Genomic DNA, 18,803 nt, shown 5'->3' with positions numbered 1-18,803 from the left:
AACCAGAACTGCAACCACGGGAGCCCAGCCGCTGATCACGCCCTGCGCCAGGCGCCGAGCAGCTCTCTGGGCCCGTATGCCGCCTGGAGCCCGGAACAGGTGGTCCCGTTGCGCGAGACCGCTACGAGCGGTACCGGCTCATCGGTGATCGCGGCCCGGTGCTTCTGCAGCGCGACCAGGTCGTGGTTGTCGAACGCGGAGTTCTCCAGCCACTTGACCGACCCGAGGAAGAGCAGTTCCTTGGCCACCGGCTGCCGGTCCGCGCCCACCAGGTCGATCTCGACGTCGTTGCTGCGGGTCCAGTACCCGCCGATCGTGGGGGCGGCGGGCAGGAGCCCGTCCGGCAGGAGCCGGGCGAGGGATTCCCGGACGAGGGGTTCGATCGCACGCCCCCGCCAACTCGTCCACTGCTCCTTGATCCGGCTCAGCGTGAGGTCTCCCCGCATCCGCTCGATCTCCGCCATGTGCGGGTCCAGGAACGCGAGCCAGAACCGGAGGTAGGGGTCGGCCACGCGGTAGCGGCGTTCCTTCGACGGCCTCAGTGAGAGAGGCAGCTCGGCTGCCACCACCCGTTTCTCAGTGAGGACATCAGTGGCTCGGGTGAGGGTGGTGTGGGCGATGCCGCCCGAGGCGCGAGCGATGTTGGTGAAGGTTCTCTCCCCGCTTCCGATGGCCCGCAGGACCTCCCGGCTCATCGCCTGCGGCGGAAACTCGGCGGCCAGTGACCGCTCGGCGGAGACCAGCAGCGCGGAGATGGGGTTGTCCAGTGAGCCGCGGAGGAACTCCCAGACGTCGGCCCCGGGCCGCCACTCCGCGCAGATCAGCGGAAGTCCACCTGTGATCAGGGCGGCGTCGAAGGCCGCGGCCGGCGCGAGGTCGAGCATCTCACCGATGTCGGCCGGGTTCAGCGGCCCCACGACCATCTCCCGGCCCCGCTGGTGGAAGGGGCGGTCGTAGCTGTTCAGCGCCTCCATCATCGACAGGTCGGAGCCGACCAGGAGGAGGAGTACGGGTTTGCGGCTGAGCAGACGGTCCCACGCCCGCTGCAGCATGCCCTCGAAGGCGTCGATGCGGTCCATGAGGTACGGAATCTCGTCCATGACGACCACGCTTGGGCTGTCGTCGGGAAGGATCTCCGCGAGCAGTCTGAATGCCGCGTTCCACTGCTCTGGAGTCTCCTCGGAGAACAGTGCCCGCTCCGGCAGGGTGGATCTGGCGACGGCGTCGAGCAACTCCGTCAGCTCGTCCTCCGCCGTGCCGCCCGCCGCGGTGAAGAACAGATACGGCACCTCGGTGCGCCGGAGGAATTCCTCGACGAGGCTGGACTTGCCGACTCGCCTCCGCCCGCGCATGAGGATGCACTGTCCCGGCTTTGGCGAGCCGACGGCATCCAGGACCGACCGCAGAGCGCTGCCGAGCACGTGCAGCTCCCGGTCCCGACCGATGAAACGCCGCATGCAAGCCTCCCGCGAGCAATGGTATCGGCAGAGATACTATCGCTGTCGCTACCAAGCCCCCTCTTCGTGTGCGGCGCTCATGACGCCTTGGATGCGGGAGAGCGTGAAAACGCGCTCGGCGTCCCGAAGGTGGCACCAGGCTTCGAGACAGGGCGGGTCGAGCTCCAGACGGCTGAGGGTGCGCACGGTCCGGTTGCCTGAGGTGGCGACGTACTCGACGGTGATGGCCCGACCGGTGTCGATGGCGTGGGCGAGCTGGCGGATGTCGCTGTACGGCAGGCGCTTCGCCCACCCTGCGACGATCTCCTCGGTGTCCGTGGCGAAGGGCGCTCCTCCGTCGAACGGTGCCGGTTCGGGAGTCGTGGCCGGGGCGGCCAGCAGTTGGATCGCCAACGTGCTCGGGTCGAGGGCGTCGGATGGCTCCGCCTTGCTCGCGGCAGCGATCCGGCTGCCACTCCTTGCCCCTGAGCCGCGCGGAGCCGGAACGGCGGCGGCGGCGCGCCGAGGCCGGAACTTTTCGATGCGTACGGTTCCCTCGGCGGTCTCGGCGACGGGGGCGTACCCCTCGCCCCGGAGCGCGGCGAGGGTCGTGTCGAGAGGGCGGCGGCTGATCAGCACCGTCGGCGCCAGTTGCCGTAGTCCGAGCTTGGTCAGCTTGCGGTGGGCGGCAATTTCGGCCAGAAGCGCGGGCTCGTCGCCGTGGAGGACGCAGGAGGCGGGGGCGATGCGTACTCGCCCGTGGCCTCGCGCGGTGTCGGCGATCAGATACGACAGGGGCTGTGGCAGCGGTCCAGCGGCGACGGCGGCCAGGTCGGCCGGGATGTCCTCGCAGGTACGGCCGGCGTCGAGAGCCCGGCGGATGCTGCCGGCGCTGAACCGCCACACCGACGCCGTGCCGCTGGTCTCCCGGTCCGCGACGGAGTCCAGGAGTGCGGCCAGCCGCGCGGAAGGTGTGCCGGTGACGACGGCGGTGAGGTCGGCGCCGATCCGGGCTCTCGCGGTGGCCGGGGGCAGCAGCCGCCGGCACTCGGCGCCCAACACCTCCGCGTCGCCGGTCCGCAGGTGGATGCCGATGGCGGAAAGGGCGCCTCGTGCGAGTACGCCGAGGAGTTCGGCCTCGCGGATCACGGTGGCGAACGGCGGTCCGTCCGGCGACGAGTCGGCGAGGGGGCGGTACCAGGCGATCAGCGGCCCCAGATCCGACGCGACCCGCACGCCCCGCCCCGCCGGGATCCGCGCGGCCGCGTCGAGCAGCCCGTGGCGTACCTGCAGGCAGCCGCTGCAAGGCGGCGCGGCGGCGAGCGCGGGGAGCGCCTTGTTGTCCTCGTCGCGCGCCTGAGTGGGAGTGAGCGGCAGATTCCGCCATGCCTGGAGCAGTACGGCGAACTGCTCCGGGGGCTCCCGTTCCGTCCAGGCGTCGAACGCCTCGGTGGAGGCCACGCGATCGCCGTCCCGGGCCAGCAGCCCGGCGGCGTACGCCGTCTCCAGGGTGAGGCGTACGACGGCGTCGTCGGCCTGGGCGGCCTTGCCGATCCGGGCCAGTTCACGTGCACCGATCCCGCCGGACTTCAGCCGGGACGGCGCGGACGCGGAGCAGGCCGACAGGACCGAGGCGGCACCGGCGGCGAACGCCGAGGCGGCGGCCGACGCCTCGTGGTCGACCTCCGTCGGGGTGACGGGCGTCAGCCCCACGGAAGGCGGCGCGGGCTGGAACGGGGCGTGCCGGCCGGGCCCGCGCAACGCGAGCGCCACCTCCATGGGCATGCGGGCCGGGCCGTAGCGGTGACGGTCCTGGACCAGGAACCCCCGTTCCAGCGCCCATCGAGCGCCCGGTTCGGGATCGGGGCCCGGACTTCCGAACATGACGAACCGTGCGGGCTTCGCGGGCCCAGCCCCCGCTCGGTCTTCAAGCAGCTTCTCGGCCGCTGCAGGGGCCTTGGCGACCACGGAGAGGATCCGCTCCGGGGCGCTGTGGTGTTCCACCAGCGCGGCCAGCCGCTGCGCCTTGCTGCCCGGCGGCTTGACGCCCAGTGCCGCCAGCATTTCACGCAGTTCGTCGGAGGTCGTGCCGCGGAGAAGTTCCTCCAGCGGGGCATCCAGTCCCAGAGGCGCGTCCCACGCCTGCCGCAGCGGGCCGGCCATGCGGAGCTTGCCCGTGCTGTCCGGCCAGACCAGAGCATGATCGGCCAGAGCCTCCAGTACGGCCCCCAGTTCGCGGGCGGCTTCGCCGTCTGCCGCTCCCAACAGCTCCGCCAGTGCCTCGCGCGACGCAGGCGCACGCAGGGCCGCCAGCGCTTCGGCTACCTGGAGCTGCGGGAGCGTGAGCCGCGGCAGGGCAAGCGCCACAGATCCGGGGCGCTGAAGACGGTCGGCCAGTTCCCCCACCGAACGTGGCTCCGGAGGGGACGCCGCGTCCCTCCGCGCCTCGAGCACGCGTGCCAGACGACAGCCGTCGAGGCCGCCCAGCCAAGTCGCCAGCATCGATCGGGACTTCATGCCGGGGCACCTCACGAGATCAGGACCAGGGCAGCGGGGGACTCGCCGCGGGCTTTCAAGGATGTCGTACCCCTGTGATCCGCGGATGCCGTACGGGACAGGACTCCCCCGTTGGTGAGCGTCGGCATGCGCGGCGCGGCGGGAGCGGGGCAGCCCGGACTCTCGAAATGTCCGAATCGGGCGCGCGTAAACGCAACCAGAAATACACCCAGAGCATAACGAGAAGCCGAACCGCGTATCGCGGCTCGGCTTCTCGTTTCGCCTGTTCAGGCGGCTGCGGAGGATACGAGATTCGAACTCGTGAGGGGTTGCCCCCAACACGCTTTCCAAATGTTCGTCTGGGGGTTCGAGGATGTGCGTGAACGTCCTGACCTGCGGTGAAACGGATGTCGGTGGAGGTTCCGGATGGTGCTGAACGGAGGTGAATGCAACCAGAACTGCAACCAGAGATGGTCGCGTTCATCCTGGTCAGTAGCGGTGCCGAGGCGGTGCAAGGGTTGCACGGGCGGTGAGCTCTCGCATGGGGATCAGCTGGCGTTCTCCTCGCGGTCCAGGTGGCGCATCGCAAGGGGGAACTCGTCGGGGCGCCGTGCCAGTCGAGCCATTACCCAGGCGGTGCGGGTATCCATACCCGGACCGAACTCGACCGCGAGACGGCGGGCCTGCCACGTTGTTCGAGGTGCGAACACCCAGCGCCACATCTGGAGCCGTAGGCGGCTGGTGCGGGTGGCCGTCGCTCCTGCCGGATTAGCGGCGTTCTGTAGAGGAAGGCGGTTTTCGCCCGATGCATTCACTTTGTCGGCCACTCTGCGAGTGTTGCCGCACATCTGGTGACTGCGGAGTCGGTCAGCGCGGGAACCACCGTAAAGAGCTACGGAGGCTGCCGTCGTTGACGTCCTGGTCCTCGATCCGGCCATGGCCGACTCGCGCCCTACTCGTGCTGCCGTGGTCGACTCACACTACGGTTCACGGACCTTTGGGGGGGAGTGCTGCAGTCATGGCGAGGCGTGGGCGGAGTGTGGCTGCTCGCAGACGGCGAACGGCGCGGCTGAAGACGGTGGCGGTCGGCGGAGGCTTGGCGTTGGTCCTGCTCATCGTGTTCTGGTCGGTCGTGTGGCCGTACGTCATCGGGGCCGTGGTTCTCGGCGGCGTCGCAGCGGCGGGATGGTGGCTGTGGCGTACGGACCGGCTCGCGCGTGGACGGGACCGGCTCTGGCGGCAGGAAGAGGCGGTGAAGGCCGGCCACCGGACGCTCGCCGAGGTAGACGCGATGACCGGGACCGAGTTCGAGGACCTTGTCGCGAGCCTGTGCCGACGAGACGGGTGCACGGAGGTCCGGCGGGTGGGCGGTGCGAACGACAATGGCGCCGACGTCGTCGGCCGTCTCCCGGATGGCCGGAGTCTGGTGATCCAGTGCAAGCGCTATACGCCGACCAGCACGATCGCGAGCCGCGAACTGCGCGATCTGCTGGGCGCCAAGGTGCACTTCGGGGCCGACCTGGCCGTGTTCGTCACGACCACGCGGTTCAGCCGTCCCTCCGAGAAGTTCGCGCTGCAGCACGGAATCCTCGCCGTGCACCGGGACCACTTCGGGCTGTGGAACAACGGGGCCTCGCTGCTGTCCCTGAATGAAGTGAACGGCCGCGGCCAAGGCGACTCCAGGCACCAAGCACGCTGGAAGCGGGCGTACGGGAAGTGATCGGCTTCAAAGGACTCCCTGCCCGCCGCCGGGAAACCACGAAGTGGTGCACGGCGGTTTCCAGGGCCCAACCCCGTTGAGCCCTGGCTCCTGGCCAGCAGTTATTGGGCTCAGAGGTCGGCTGGATCAGGCGCGTCGTCCCACCAGTTCGGCTCTTCATCCTGGAGCTCATCTCGGACTTCCAACGGATGCGTACAGCGCGCCATGGTGATCACCTCGCTCTCCGGATGAACGGTTTCCTTAAGGCCGTTGCGGTCGCAGTGCGGACACGCGTCGATCACCTCACGGTTGTACACCCAGCGAATGTCTGCGGTCAGCCGTCGGAAACTGCTGAGCGCGAGGGGAGACCCGTGCCAGCGAGGAACGTCGTACTCCGGGATGGCATGGTGGAGTTCGATGGCTTTGTCGATCTTCCCATTCAAGGTAGTCACCGACGCGGATGCCGCCTCTGGCGGCCCCATCCGCTGGTTGCGCTCCTTCCAGGCTGCGGCGGAGTCTGCGGCCCGCCACGCGAAACAGAACATCTGTCCAGAGGTGTATCCGTGGCCGAAACCTCTGCGGATGACGTCCGTGAGCTCTTCGCGCCGCGCTTCTGGGACTTCGGGGTAGTCGTACTTCTTTGTGAGCAGGCCGTTGAGGTACGACGCGACGTCGGCGACCTCCATCTCGTCCGTCAACGAGGTGAAGACTTCGCGCTTTGCGGCTCCATGAGGGCCAGGCTGGGTCTTGAAACTGTTCGTGATCTTCTCGGCGCGTTCCTGCGCTGCTGTTCGGTCACCGATGAGACGCCACATGACGTCGTCGACCACGAACCTGACGTCGTCACCGTCCGCGGAGATACTGAAAGCCTGAGTCGAGGTCTCCTGGGAAATGGCGATCGCGTTCGCCTGGTAGAGCGCGCGCAGGAGATCTCTGTCCCGAGACGTGTCGCCAGTCCAACCCGTGGAGCCGATACCCGTAATACTGGGCAGTGGCTTCCCGGGGTTTCGGGTGGCGTAGCTGACCAACGCCACGTACAGGGCCAGAGCCAGCGGGTTGTCTTCGGGGAGGCAGCTGGGGGAGTCGTTCTTTGCCTCCTCGTCCTCGATGGCCTCAGCGATCAGACGTTTGAGTTCTTCGGCTTTCTCCTTCTCGCGCTCCAGCTCGACCCGCTTTTGCTCGGTTGCAATCCGCTGCTGCTCCGCCACCTCGCGCTTCTGGATCGCCGTACAGTCCCAGCAGAGGTAGGAGGGGGAGTCGACGTCGAGGTACTTCCCCCCGACCTTGTTTGCCCAGGACCGGTTGGTGACGGTGATTGGCTCAGAGCAGTTCGCGCAGGGGGTGCCGAGCAGGATGGCGTGAGAGTGCGCAGTTGCTATCGCTCCGATATTGCTGGCCACTCCAATGCTGCTGACGGTTCGGGCCCAGCTGCCGTCGTTCTTGATCTCCCAATACAGGAGGCTGATCCTCTGCGCATCCTCAGGTGCGTCGTGTTTGATCACGATGCGGATGCGGGGGTCAGCCTCCGGGTATTCCCGGATGATGGGCTGCGGAGCAGCGGGTTGCTGCTGCGGTTGGTGCTTCTTCTTGGCTCGTTCCTTCTTGCGACGGCGTTCGCGCTTACCCATAGGCCCCTCCCCAGTTCGTGTACAGATGGTGACGTACTTGCGCGGGGTTAGGGTGGGTTTTCGCCAATCACCGTGGGAGCTGGAGTGGACGCCGGGGTTGATCGCTAGGGCCACAGTCCCTGGGTGAAGCGTTTCACTCAGGGGGGCAGGACCTCATTCCTGACCGTGAGCCTTCAGGAGTTCCGTGGCTGCGTGCTCCGTACCCGCAGGCGGGCAGGGCTACGCGAGCGACCTTCGTACCGCGTTGACCAGCGAGGCCGCACGCACGTCGTCGGCTCCCCCGATGATTTGTTCATCGCGTAACCGAAGGCAATGCCGTGCTCCAAGTCGGCGAAGCCGAGCGAGCCGCCTTGTTCCGTGTGGCCGAAAGAGCCTGCCCCAATCATCGGGTTGGTCTCGGCAGGCAGTATGTATCCGGTGCTGAATCGGCTCGGGATCAGCATCACCTGGTCCTTCCCGCTGGCCTGCTCCTTGGTCGCTGACTCCAAGGTCTCGGGAGCAACCAGGCGCGTACCGTCCACCTCGCCGATCAGCGCGGCGTACATGCGTGCACCGGGACCACCTCGGGGTGTGGAACAACGGGGCCTCGCTGCTGTCCCTGAGTGAGGTGAACGGGCCGCGGGCAGGGCGACTTCCGGCACCAATCACGTTGGAAGCGGGCGTGCGGGAAGTGATCTCCCCCTAAGCAGCCGTCTCCGTCATCGGGTTGGCCGCGCGGCAGGCGTGGACAAACAGGGCCCACGAAGTGGCGCGGAAGACGATCACCCGTTGTTGAGGATCCTTCGAGTCACGGACAACGGCCTTGCCCAGCGGGGGGGGGGTGAGGAATTCCATGCAGTTGTTGTCGTGCCCGCTGTAGCTGCTCTTGACCCATATGCGGGTCGGCGCGGTATCCATCAACGCTGCACGTCCTTGTCATGTCCAGTCTGGGGCACTTCGTCATCGTGAAGGCTTGATCCGAAGGCGTCAAGGTGAGCCTGTCGGCAGGCGACTGCGTCGGGATGTTCCTCGCCGAGGACACGGATGCACGCTTCGAGGTTCAGTACGGCCAGGGGTTGCGCCGCTGCCAGATCGCCGGCGCCGGTGAGGATCCGGATCAGCCCCGTGCGCATGGCCAGAGTGTGCGGGTGCTCCGTGCCGAGCACCTCCTCACGGGCGGTGAGGACCGAGCGCGCTGCGGCTTCCGCCTCCGTCCAACGTTCCTGGGCACACAGGATGCCGGCGAGCAGATCTCGGACGACCAGAGTGCGCGGGTGCTCGGAACCGAGGGTGTGCTCCCGCTCCGCGAGCGTGGCGGAGGTAAGGGCCTCGGCCTCATCGAGGCGGCCCAGTCGGTACAGGGCCCAGGCCAGTGTGTGGCGTGCCGCGAGCGTGTACGGGCTGGTCGGGCCGTGGGCTGCTTCGCTGGTGGCGAGGTTGGTGCGGGCCAGAGCTTCAGCCTCGCCCCAGCGCTGCTGCTCACCGATGGCTTCGGCCAGGCAGGCGGCACTCATGATCGTGTCGGCGTGCTCGGGCCCGAGGGCCCGCCTGCGGCCGTCGACGGCGCGGCGCAGGTGCCGCTCGTCCTCCGCCCACTCGCCCAGCCCGTACAGGGCCAGGCCCAGCGCGTGGGCGCTGTCGAGCGTCTGGACGTGGTCGGGACCGAGCTGTGTCTCGCGGGTGTGCAGGACTTCGCGGTGCATCTCGGCGGCTTCTGCGTAACTTCCCAAGTCCGCCAAGGAACAAGCGAGTTCGTATCGGTCGTCGAGCAATTCGGCCTCCGTGGCGGCGGACACGGACGGGGGGACGCGTGCGGCGGACTCCGCGAGGAGGTGCGCCGAGGTGTAGTCGCCGCGTTCGCGGCTCTGGTCGCGAAGATAGCGGACAAGGCCGAGGGCCTTCGGCGCGGCGGCCGAGTGGGCGGCGGCAGTGCGGCCCAGCAGCGCCAGCGCGTGCGGCGTGAACAGCCGCAGGGTCTGCGCGTCGAGGCAGGTGCCCTCGGCTTCACCGTCGTGTAGCAGGTGGTCCAACAGGAGGGTGGCGGAGGCCAGGACGCCCTCTCGCTGGTCGAGGGGGATGCGGGCGGCCACGGTGTCCAGGAGGAGCGCGTGGGCCTGGAGGGAGGGGACGGTGGGCAGGCCGACGTCTCCCGGAACGTCGAGGTCCGCCACCATGGACTGCGACATCAGGCCCCGCAGGGCGGCGTCCGCCTTCCGAGTGGGGAGCGGCGGCTCGGCCTGGGCGAGGGGGGTGAGCCGAAGCCGCTGAGCGTGAAGCAGGCCGATGGGCAGAGGGTCGGGCGCGTAGCAGGACAGCAGCCACATCAGGGTGGTCGCCTCGGGGACGCCTCGCTCGGTCAGCGCGTCCAGCGAGATCTGCCACGTAGAGCTGATCAGCCGGCGCAGGTCACGTTCGTCCGGGTCGGCGGCTTCGTCCAGGGTGCCGCTCGGATCGTCGCGCAGGCGCTGAAGGAACTCGTCCACGGTGACGGGATCGAGTAGCCGCTGGCCGAGATAGGCGCCGGCGAGGGTGAGCGCGAGTGGATGGAAGCCGAGGCCGTTCGCGAGCCTCTCCAGCGCCGCTTGGTCATAGTTGCTCACGTTGAGGTCGCGCAGGACGCATACGGCGTCGTCCAGGCCCAGCACGTCGAGGCGGCGGCGGTCGGCGTCCTGCCACAGGGGCGCGCTGCCGTGGCGCGTGGTGACGAGCACGGTGCCGCGCCGAGAGCCGCGCAACCATCCGCCGTCGCCGAACACGCTCGGGTCGTCGGCGTTGTCCAGGACGAGCAGCCAGGGGTCGGCGGAGGCATCGAGGCACTGCCAGACGAGATCGGCGGCGGGGCGTTGTCCGACCCGAGCTGCCTCCACCTGGACCGGGTCGGCGCCACGGTCGAGGGCGACGGCCAGCATGCCGGCGCGGAACGCGACCTCGGTGGCCGCGTTCACCCACAGTCCCACCACGCCCCGTGCCGCGACCTCGTGGAACAGTTCCTTGGCGAGGACGGTCTTTCCGCTGCCTGCGGTGCCGTGGAAGACGAACTTCGCGGGCGCATCGCTGGGATGACCGATGGCGTGCAGCACGTCGCGGCGTATGTCGTGACGGTCCCGGACGGGGGAGGGCGATCGCGCGGCGAGCGGCACGCGCACCGAGTCCGGCCCTGACCGGTCGGACGCGGCGGGCCCGGGCCTCGCACCGTGGTGGACGACGTACTGCCCGATCTCCGCGATGTACTGGTCCCGCGAGGCGCTGTTCCAGCGGGCGTGATCCCTGATGACGATGTCGCTGTCCGACGGATCCGGTGTCGTCGGTCTCGATGGTTCGCCCATGGACTACCGCCGCGCCGTCTTGCCCGGAGCCGTGACCGGCCGCTGCGAACGGCCTGCGCTCATCGGGTGGCTACAGGTCATGGTCGGCGAACTCTCCTTGCTGGAGGGCTTGGACGAAGGACACCCACGAGCGATCCATGAAGTCGATCACTGGACCCTCGGGCACCTTTGAGTCGCGAACCGGAGCTCTCTGCGGCGGGGGGGGGTCTGTATCTCTACGCAGCCGTTGTCAGCACCGCTGTAGCTGCTCTTGCGCCAAACCCGTATCGGCCCGGTCACGACTCCTCGTCCTCCTGCTCAACTACTCGGGAATCAACCGATTTTGTCTGGACTGCTGCACCTGCTGCCTCGCACTCCGCACGGCAGGCCAGCGTATCCGGGTGATCGTCTCCGAGCACGCTCACGCAGGCGGCCAGCGTACGAGCAGACAGCTCCCCCGCCTTGTCGGCACGCCCGATGCCGCGCAGGATCCGTGACAGCACGATCTCGATGGAGAGGGTGTGCGGATGCTCCGGCCCGAGAATCTGCTGACGCACAGCTCGTACTGACTGCGCCGCTTTCAGTGCCTTGGGCCACTGACCGAGGTGGGACAGGACATCTGCCAGGCGCTGTCGCGCGGCGAGCGTGCGTGGGTGGTCCGCCCCGAGCACTCGCTCGCTGCCTGCCAGCGTGGCTCGGGTGTGGACTGCCGCCTCTTCCCACTCCCCGGTACCGGCGAGCACCCACGCGAGGGCGATACGACTCAGCAGGGTGTGCGGATGGTCGTCGCCGAGGGTCCGCTCGCTCACTTCGAGGTTCTCGGCCGCCAGCTGACGGGCTTCGGCCCAGCGCTTCTGCTGGCCTATGGCTTCGGCCAGCCGGCCTCGGCTGTCGATGGTGTCCGGATGCGTGGCCCCCAAGGCGAGGGCACGCCCGTCTGCGGCGCGGCGCATGGACCGTTCGTCCTCCGCCCAGCGGCCGAGGCCGTACAAAGCGATACCGAGGGCGTGCGCGCTGTCCAGGGTCTGCGGGTGCTCGCGGCCGAGCAGGGCCTCGCGTGCTTCGAGCGTGGCTCGGTGAACCGTCGCCGCCTCGTCGAAGTGGCCGAGGGCTGTCAGTACCCGGCCGCGCTCGTGGCGGTCGGTCAGGGCTTCTGGGGTTCCCTGGCCGTCGGAGACGTGGGCAGCGTCGTCTGCGAGAGTTCGGGCCGTGGCGTAGTCGCCGCGCACATACGACTGATCGCGAAGACCGCGGACAATGGCCAGGGCCGACGCGATTGCCGCGTCCGCGCGATGCGCGACAGCGTGCTTCAGCAGGGCGGTGGCATGGGGCGTGAACAGCCGCAGGGTGTGTGGATCGACGTATCGGCCCGAGTCCGTGGACAGGAGCCGCCGCAACAGAGCGGCGGCCGATTCCAGCAGCAGCGCACGCTGGTCGACCGGAATGCGCGACGCGACCGTCTCCAGGAGGAGCGGGTGAGCCTGCACGCTGGGCACGGCGGCGCGCTCGGTCCCGGCGTCAGCCTTGATGAGCGAGACCAAGGTGTGTGTTGCCAGCCCTTCGAGTGCGAGGTTGGCGCGTTCGCCGGTGAGCGGCGGGAGGGCGTGAAGCAGCCCTGTGCCCTCCAGGCCGGTCGGTGAGAGCACCCCGACAGGCAGGGGTGCCGCACCGAAGTACGACAGCAGCCTGAGCAACGTCGTCGCCTCGGGAATGCCCTGCTCGGTCAGGGTGTCCAGGGAGATCTGCCACGTACTGGTGATCAGTCGGCGCAGTTCCTGTTCCCCGGGTTCCGCACCGCGATCGAGCAGCGATGGGTCGGCATCAAGGCGCTTCAGGTATTCGTCCACTGAGACCGGCTCCAGGAATTGTCGGCCGAGGTAGGTGCCGGCGAGCGACAGTGCCAGCGGGTGGCCGCCCAGCCGCCGCGCCAGCAGTTCCAGCTTGGCGGTGTCCTCCGCGCTGACCAGGAGATCCCGCAGCACGTCGACAGCGTAGGAGATGTCGAGAACGTCGAGCCGATGCTTGGCGGCCCGGCGCCATACGGCGGCGTCCCGGAGCCGAGTCGTGATCAGTACGATGCCGCGGCTGCTCGATCGCAGCCAGGCGCCATGGCCGAACACGGACGGATCGTCCGCGTTGTCCAGGACGAGCAGCCAGGGCTCGGGCGAGCTGTGCAGATAGTGCCAGACGAAATCCGCGTCCGGACGGCGGCCCTCCCGCGCGGCGTCGACCTCCTGCTGCGAGGCACCCCGGTCGTGTGCCACGGCCAGCATCCCGGACCGGAACGACGAGCGGTCGGAGGCGTTGACCCACAGCCCCACGACTCCATGGTCGGCGACGGCTTCGTCGAACACCGTCTGGGACAACGCGGTCTTTCCGCTACCCGCCATGCCATGGACGACGTGCAGACCGTTTGCCGCGGTCGCAGGGGCGGCGATCGCTTTGAGGAGTGCCTGTCGCACATCGAGCCGGTCCCTCAGCGGCGAACTCAGCGGAGCAGCCAGGGGAGTACGTACCGACTCGGGGCTCGCCCATCCCAACCCGAAGCCTGGAACGGGTGGTTCGGACTGATGGACGGCGTACTCCACGATGATCTGGTTGCCGGCGGCTTGGTACACCCGGCCGTGCCCGTCCGTGACAGCCCGCAGGACGTGGCCCCCGTGAGGAGCGCCCGGGTACCCCGTCACCGCTCGACGATGTGCTGGTCCCGGCCGGCCTGGTAGACCCGTGCGTTCCCGGACGCGTGAGCATGCATCTGCACTGCGGGAATGGCGGGCCGTTCATCCTCGGGCAGGGAGGCACGCGCCTCAGCCAGGACCTCCTCAAGATCCTGAGCGATGGAGGGATCGGCGGCAAGAAGGCGCCTCAGCCTGCGGCGCCAGTCACGCTCCAGGTCCTCGGCGCCTTCGGAGTCGCCCTCGTGCCGGGCTGCGAGGATCTCCTCGCGCGTCTCCTCCAGCGCTGTTCCGATCTCGTCGGCTTGCACAGGGCGTGCCCGACGCCACAGAGCCACCACGCCGTCGCGTGTCCGCTGCCATGCATCGGTGGCCATCAGCCCGACGACGGTGATCCCCGCGGTCTGCGCCAGCAACTCTGGATCCATGACCGACTCCCCCGTACCTCTGGACACTTGACGACGATGATATGCAGCGGTTTGCCGAGCCAGTGGATGATCCGGGCCGTCATCGGCTGGACAGTGGCGTGTCTGGCCGAAACCCACCCCTGGCGTCACGACGCAACCTCACCGGACTCAAGCGGGAAGCCCCGCCTGATCCGTTTTGACGGGCACCCGGGATCACGGGTCCAGTCCCGGGAGGATGTCCGTCATGGAGAGCATGGGGAGATAGAAGCCTCGCCCTCGCCGTTCGTCCACGCTGTATGCAGCGTGTTCTCGGGCTCCGACTCCCACCAGTGGTCCGGGCAACCGTACGAGCTGTCCGGGTCCGCGCCGGCGGCGGATCCGGGAGGAAACTTTGCGCAGCTCAGCCCGGTGCCGTCCGGGGTGACATCGACCCGCCACCAACACGTGTTGGCGCCGAAGTTGACGATGTTGCCGCCGGCGTCCCGGAAGGCGGCGATGTGCCGGCGCGCATTGGTACTCCAGTACTCGTCGTGCCCGGCGGAGACCAGAAGGCCGTATCCGCCGTCCAGGTATCGGCCTTCGTGCAGGTCCAGGTCGGTGCAGAAGTCGCTTTCTATCCCGCTCTCACCCATCCACGCGATGAACGGGGCGTCCCAGTGTGCGAACGTCTGCCGGGGAGAAACGGAGTCGTAGGGGTCGGGCAGTCCCTTGACCGGGCCTCCCACCCCGCCTCCCGGGCGACGCAATGTCACCTTGGAGGCGCTGTACAGACTGCCGCCGCTGCGGTGTTGTACGCCTGGTAGGTGAAGGTCGGGATCTTGTAGAGGACCTTTCGGCCCGAGGGGGTGGCGGGTGTGACGACCAGCAGGATCCGTGCCTCGCGAGAATCCATCGTCGGTGTGCCGGAGTGGACCGTGCAAACGTGGCTTACCCACTGGGTCGAGAACATCGCCGCCGCGCATGTCTCGGAGAACACGATCGACGGTTACCGGGTGGCGGTCTTCCACCACCTCATCCCCGGCCTCGGCGCCCACCGCCTGGAAAGGCTGGAGCCCGAGCACTTGGAGCGCTTCTACAAGAAGATGCAGGACAACGGCAGCGCCGCCGGCACCGCCCACCAGGCTCACCGCACGATCCGCACGGCCCTGAACGAGGCTGTGCGCCGGCAGCACGTGAATGCGAACCCGGCCTCCATCGCCAAGGCCCCCAAGGTCGAAGAGGAGGAGGTCGAGCCATACACGGTCGAGGAGGTCCAGCACCTGCTCGCCGAAGCGGGAAAGCACCGCAACACCGCTCGCTGGGTCATCGCGCTCGCCCTGGGCCTGCGCCAGGGCGAGGTTCTCGGCATGCAGTGGGGCGACGTCGACTTCGAACTCGGAGTCATCCGCGTACGCCGTTGCCGGCTGCGGACCCGCTACAAGCACGGCTGCCGCGACCGTTGCGGACGCAAGCCCGGCTTCTGCCCCCAGAAGATCAACACCCGGCGCGAGACGAAGAGCGCCAAGTCCCGCGCTGGCCAGCGCCCTATCGGCGCTCCCGACGAGCTGCTTCGACTCCTCCGGCAGCACCGGGAGGAGCAGGCGCGCGAGCGAGAACGGGCCCGGGACATGTGGTCGGAGAAGGGGTACGTGTTCACCTCGCCCACCGGCGAGCCCCTGAACCCGAACACGGACTATCACAAGTGGAAGGAGCTGCTGAAGGCCGCGGGAGTCCGCGATGCCCGCCTCCAGGACGCCCGCCACACCGCGGCGACGGTTCTGCTCATCCTCGGTGTATCCGACGCGGTCGTCGACTCCATCATGGGCTGGGAACCCGGCAAGTCCGCCCGAATGCGCCGCCGCTACCAGCACCTGACCAGCCGCGTCCTCAAGGACACCGCCGCCAAGGTCAGCGGCCTCCTGTGGGGCACGGACCAAGTGGCGGGAAGCACCGCTCCGGAGGCCGGGCAGAGCCCCGTACCCGCCCAACTTATGGTCCACGTCGCCCGTCTCGGAGAGCGGCGCGTCGCCTTCTTCCACCGCGAGCACGCCGACGAGGTGGTCGCACGGTGGAGCGAGGACTGGCCTGACCACGCCGCCGAGGTCGAGGAATGGGACCGCTGGCGCTGGGAACACCAGGGCCCCGGCGGCGCGAGCGCCATCCGTGACCGCGTGCCGGAGCGGGGCGTGGATTTTCCACGCCCAAGCTCTGTTCCTCCCCGGCGGGGAACGCGCGGCGACCCGCGTCCCAGAGCAGTGGTCGGTGCCGGCCTGGGACTTCGAGACCGACCGCTACACCGACCGCGCCTCGGCCTGGCGCACGGCCCGGCGCCCCGGCTCGGGCCAGGAGGTCGAGGCCCAGGTGCGAGGCACGGACAAGGACGCCGTGGAGGCGACCTTCGCCGAGGCGCGTGCACAGGCTGTGGACCGCGCTCAGAACCCAGGAAAATACGGGGACACCGACGAGTGGTAGATGCCCTTGTGACACGTTCCTCGGGTTGAAGGTCGGCACAAGCGTGGGGGAGCGAGCGACACCGGTCGGCTGCCCCCACCTCACTTGAGCATCAGGAAGAGACCGACCAAGGATGCTCCGAGGGCCATGGCCCCGGCGAAGGCGATGCCCCCTCGACTGATAGCGGCGGGGACCGTGAGCCCCTCACAGCGCGCGAGGGCCACTGCTGCGCCACCTACTCCCATCGCCAGAAGGGTAATCACCAGCAAGGTGACGAGGAGCAGTCCAACTTGCGTGAGGTGCACGGGAAGTCTCCAAGTTCGGTTCGTGTAGGCGCATTCACGGTCGATGCGCCTACACGATCCACCTGCGCGCTGGCTGGTGATACCGCTTGGATGTTGTTCTGCTGACAATGGCGGGTTGTCGCGGAACAATACGGGGAGTGGCGGTGGGGGAGAGGAAGAAGCGTCCGGGGCGTCCTTGGGCGCCGCCGAAAGGAGCCAGCGCCGAAGCCAATGCGCTGGTGCTGATGATTCGATCGTGGATCGATGAGGCGGGTCTGAGCGTTCGAGACGTCCACAATCGCTTGACCCGGGAACACTTCGCGGCTGGGAGAGTCCCAGACCTCCGCCGTCTGCGCATCCATTTGTCAGGTGAAGACCTCACGTGGGATGTCGTGGAGGCCGTGGCAGATGTGTGCTTCCCTGAGGAGCCGGGCCAGCAGGCGCTGGGTCGTGTACGCGACGCCAAGGCCCTCTGGGACAAGGCACAGAACGCTCCGACCCTGGTTGGCATCGATGACCAGGTGGTCGTTTCGCCGCGCGAGCTCATCAAGGAGAAGGAACGTACAATCGAGGTCTACAGAGACCTCGTGCGTGCGCGCCAGGCATACGAGACGAGTGAGCAGGGGCGTCAGCAGGCACTCCGGATCGCCTCGATGCTCTTCCTTGTCCTCGGCCAGGCACAGGCCAAGGTCGCAGAGTTGTCGCGACGTATCGACGCACTCACCAGGGTCAGTGTGCACTCACGGGACCCGATGCGTTCGCTGCAGCCGAAGCTTGAACGCGCTCGCGATCAAGAGGCGCGCCTGAGCGTCCAGCTTGAGCGTGCGGTAAGGCAGCGCGACGAAGCCCAGCGCATCGCCGACCTCGCTGCTCGGCGCGTGCAGATGTTGGAGGCGTATCTGCTGGACATCGGCCAACAGCCGCTGGACAGCGATGCTGGAGACCTGCCCGCAATCCCCGCTGACGCCATCGCTCACGAAGTACCAGGTGAGGACAGTGCTCTTGACCAAATCGACGAGGTCCTGACGCGGACCGACGATGCCCTGGACCGTGAACAGGAGGCTGTGCAGGACGCCGCAGATGAACTGGGTGTCACCTCAGAGCGCCACGATTCCTCCGGAGTACGCGGCGTCCCCGGAAGCGTGGTTCCCCATCCCAGAGCGCCCGCACGAGACCCTAACCCCGAGTTGTTCCGAACAACCCTGAACAACTCTCACCGGCCGGACGGGGATGCTGGAGGACTTGAGTCTTCTTCAGACGAGATCGTTGCTGTGCTGCGCGAGGGACACAAGACGACGGCCGTTAGCCTCCAGCAGTCCTTGCTCCCGCAGGAGCTGGAGCAGCCCGATGACCTGCGGATCGCCGCCACCTATCAGCCCGGAGACTCTGACGCTGGGGTTGGCGGCGACTGGTACGACGTCATCACCCTCGGCGCCAGCCGCACGGCCTTTGTCATTGGCGACGTGATGGGTCGCGGCGTGCGCGCCGCCGCCGTCATGGGTCAGTTGCGCACCGCCGTCCGAGCCTACGCCCGGCTCGACCTGCCCCCGCACGAAGTGCTCCAGTTGCTCGACGGCCTTGCCGCCGAGATTGCAGCAAGCCAGATCGCCACCTGCGTCTACGCGGTCCACGATCCCAACGAGGGCAAGCTGCTCTACGCCTCCGCCGGCCACCTCCCGATCCTCGTACGGGACGAGGACGGCACCATCCGCCGTGCCGAGGACCCGACCGGCCCGCCCCTCGGTACCGGCGGTTGGCTGCACACCTCCGGCAGCATCGCCCTGCCGCCCGGTTCCACCGCCGTCCTCTACACCGACGGCCTTGTCGAACGCCGTGGTAAGGACATCGACGAAGGCGTGGCTGTACTGGAGCGCGCGCTCGTTGGCGCCCAGGGCACTCCTGCCGACGTCTGCGCCACGCTCCTGGGCGCTCTGGACGTCGACGCATATCTCGATGACGACATCGCCGTAATGGCCCTCCAGCATCCGACCCGCACCGGTGTGGATGCCGAGCTCTTCGGCAAGGCGGCGCTGGAACTCGTCGGCGGCACGGAAACCGCCCCACGCGCCAGGGCATTCACAAGGGACACGCTCACCTCCTGGCGCCTCCCGGTTGAGACGTGCAACCTTGGCATGCTGGCCGCGAGTGAGTTGGTGTCGAATGCTCTCCAACATGGCACCCCACCCATGGAGCTCCGTCTGCGCCGTACCGACCGTCGGCTGATCATCGAGGTCGCGGACGGGGACGATCATCTGCCGCACCGACGGCAAGCTGGACCAGCCGACGAAGCCGGTCGTGGCATCTCGGTCATTGCCGCGATTGCCTCGTCCTGGGGGTCTCGTCGCAGCCCAGGCGGGGGCAAGGCTGTCTGGTGCGAGCTGCCGTTGGGGTTCTAGGACACGCCACGGTTACGAGCACAGCTCTTCCGGATTTCGCCCATAAGGCCGTCCGCGCTACGTCGACG

At 68.3% G+C, this 18,803-nt stretch carries 13 protein-coding genes and 2 pseudogenes; 3 read left to right on the top strand and 12 right to left on the bottom strand.

Features of this window, described 5'->3' with window-relative positions; all coding sequences use genetic code 11:
- Positions 1-35: 35 nt before the first annotated feature.
- The 3 genes from ACFV9J_RS26510 to ACFV9J_RS26500 all read right to left on the bottom strand — a co-directional run bounded on the left by ACFV9J_RS26510 (position 36) and on the right by ACFV9J_RS26500 (position 4,759).
- Positions 36-1,457: an ATP-binding protein gene (locus tag ACFV9J_RS26510; protein WP_385357805.1), complete on the bottom strand. Its 1,422-nt coding sequence runs from the start codon at positions 1,455-1,457 to the stop codon at positions 36-38.
- A 48-nt stretch (positions 1,458-1,505) separates the two neighbouring features.
- A complete protein-coding gene (locus ACFV9J_RS26505) occupies positions 1,506-3,953 on the bottom strand; it encodes a helicase-associated domain-containing protein (protein WP_385357802.1) in 2,448 nt (815 codons plus the stop codon).
- A 527-nt stretch (positions 3,954-4,480) separates the two neighbouring features.
- On the bottom strand, positions 4,481-4,759 hold the full coding sequence (locus ACFV9J_RS26500) for a hypothetical protein (protein WP_385357799.1): 279 nt from the start codon (positions 4,757-4,759) through the stop codon (positions 4,481-4,483).
- A gap of 275 nt (positions 4,760-5,034) precedes the next feature.
- Here ACFV9J_RS26500 and ACFV9J_RS26495 point away from each other — a divergent pair, with 275 nt between their 5' ends.
- Complete coding sequence (locus ACFV9J_RS26495; protein WP_385357797.1) at positions 5,035-5,652, top strand: restriction endonuclease; 618 nt, start codon at positions 5,035-5,037, stop codon at positions 5,650-5,652.
- A gap of 110 nt (positions 5,653-5,762) precedes the next feature.
- Here the strand turns inward: ACFV9J_RS26495 and ACFV9J_RS26490 are convergent, their stop codons facing one another.
- From ACFV9J_RS26490 to ACFV9J_RS26450, 9 genes and pseudogenes are all read right to left on the bottom strand, one after another.
- A complete protein-coding gene (locus ACFV9J_RS26490; protein WP_385357794.1) occupies positions 5,763-7,259 on the bottom strand; it encodes a hypothetical protein in 1,497 nt (498 codons plus the stop codon).
- A gap of 219 nt (positions 7,260-7,478) precedes the next feature.
- Positions 7,479-7,810: pseudogene (locus tag ACFV9J_RS26485) on the bottom strand (serine hydrolase); the annotation flags it as partial.
- Between the two features lie 130 nt (positions 7,811-7,940).
- A complete protein-coding gene (locus ACFV9J_RS26480) occupies positions 7,941-8,156 on the bottom strand; it encodes a DUF397 domain-containing protein (protein WP_381379656.1) in 216 nt (71 codons plus the stop codon).
- A complete protein-coding gene (locus ACFV9J_RS26475) occupies positions 8,156-10,564 on the bottom strand; it encodes a tetratricopeptide repeat protein (protein ID WP_385357791.1) in 2,409 nt (802 codons plus the stop codon). The genes ACFV9J_RS26480 and ACFV9J_RS26475 overlap by 1 nt, the downstream gene beginning before the upstream one ends.
- A 70-nt stretch (positions 10,565-10,634) precedes the next feature.
- A complete protein-coding gene (locus ACFV9J_RS26470) occupies positions 10,635-10,715 on the bottom strand; it encodes a hypothetical protein (protein ID WP_385357943.1) in 81 nt (26 codons plus the stop codon).
- Positions 10,712-10,843: a DUF397 domain-containing protein gene (locus ACFV9J_RS26465; RefSeq protein ID WP_385357789.1), complete on the bottom strand. Its 132-nt coding sequence runs from the start codon at positions 10,841-10,843 to the stop codon at positions 10,712-10,714. The genes ACFV9J_RS26470 and ACFV9J_RS26465 overlap by 4 nt, the downstream gene beginning before the upstream one ends.
- Entirely contained in the window at positions 10,840-13,161 is a 2,322-nt protein-coding gene (locus tag ACFV9J_RS26460) for a tetratricopeptide repeat protein (RefSeq protein ID WP_385357787.1), read from the bottom strand. The genes ACFV9J_RS26465 and ACFV9J_RS26460 overlap by 4 nt, the downstream gene beginning before the upstream one ends.
- Before the next feature lie 65 nt (positions 13,162-13,226).
- On the bottom strand, positions 13,227-13,646 hold the full coding sequence (locus ACFV9J_RS26455) for a hypothetical protein (protein ID WP_385357785.1): 420 nt from the start codon (positions 13,644-13,646) through the stop codon (positions 13,227-13,229).
- Positions 13,647-13,867: 221 nt separating this feature from the next.
- A complete protein-coding gene (locus ACFV9J_RS26450) occupies positions 13,868-14,350 on the bottom strand; it encodes a N,N-dimethylformamidase beta subunit family domain-containing protein (protein WP_385357783.1) in 483 nt (160 codons plus the stop codon).
- 183 nt (positions 14,351-14,533) lie between these two features.
- On the opposite strand from ACFV9J_RS26450, the pseudogene ACFV9J_RS26445 reads away from it, so the two are divergent.
- Both ACFV9J_RS26445 and ACFV9J_RS26440 read left to right on the top strand, forming a co-directional pair.
- Positions 14,534-16,076 (top strand): annotated as a pseudogene (locus ACFV9J_RS26445) (tyrosine-type recombinase/integrase); the annotation flags it as partial.
- A 1,147-nt stretch (positions 16,077-17,223) separates the two neighbouring features.
- Positions 17,224-18,735: a SpoIIE family protein phosphatase gene (locus tag ACFV9J_RS26440; protein WP_385357940.1), complete on the top strand. Its 1,512-nt coding sequence runs from the start codon at positions 17,224-17,226 to the stop codon at positions 18,733-18,735.
- The last annotated feature ends 68 nt before the right edge of the window (positions 18,736-18,803 follow it).

Source organism: Streptomyces sp. NPDC059906 (assembly GCF_042730645.1).
GTDB lineage: Bacteria > Actinomycetota > Actinomycetes > Streptomycetales > Streptomycetaceae > Streptomyces > Streptomyces rubrogriseus.
This window is presented reverse-complemented; position numbering and strand designations above follow the sequence as displayed.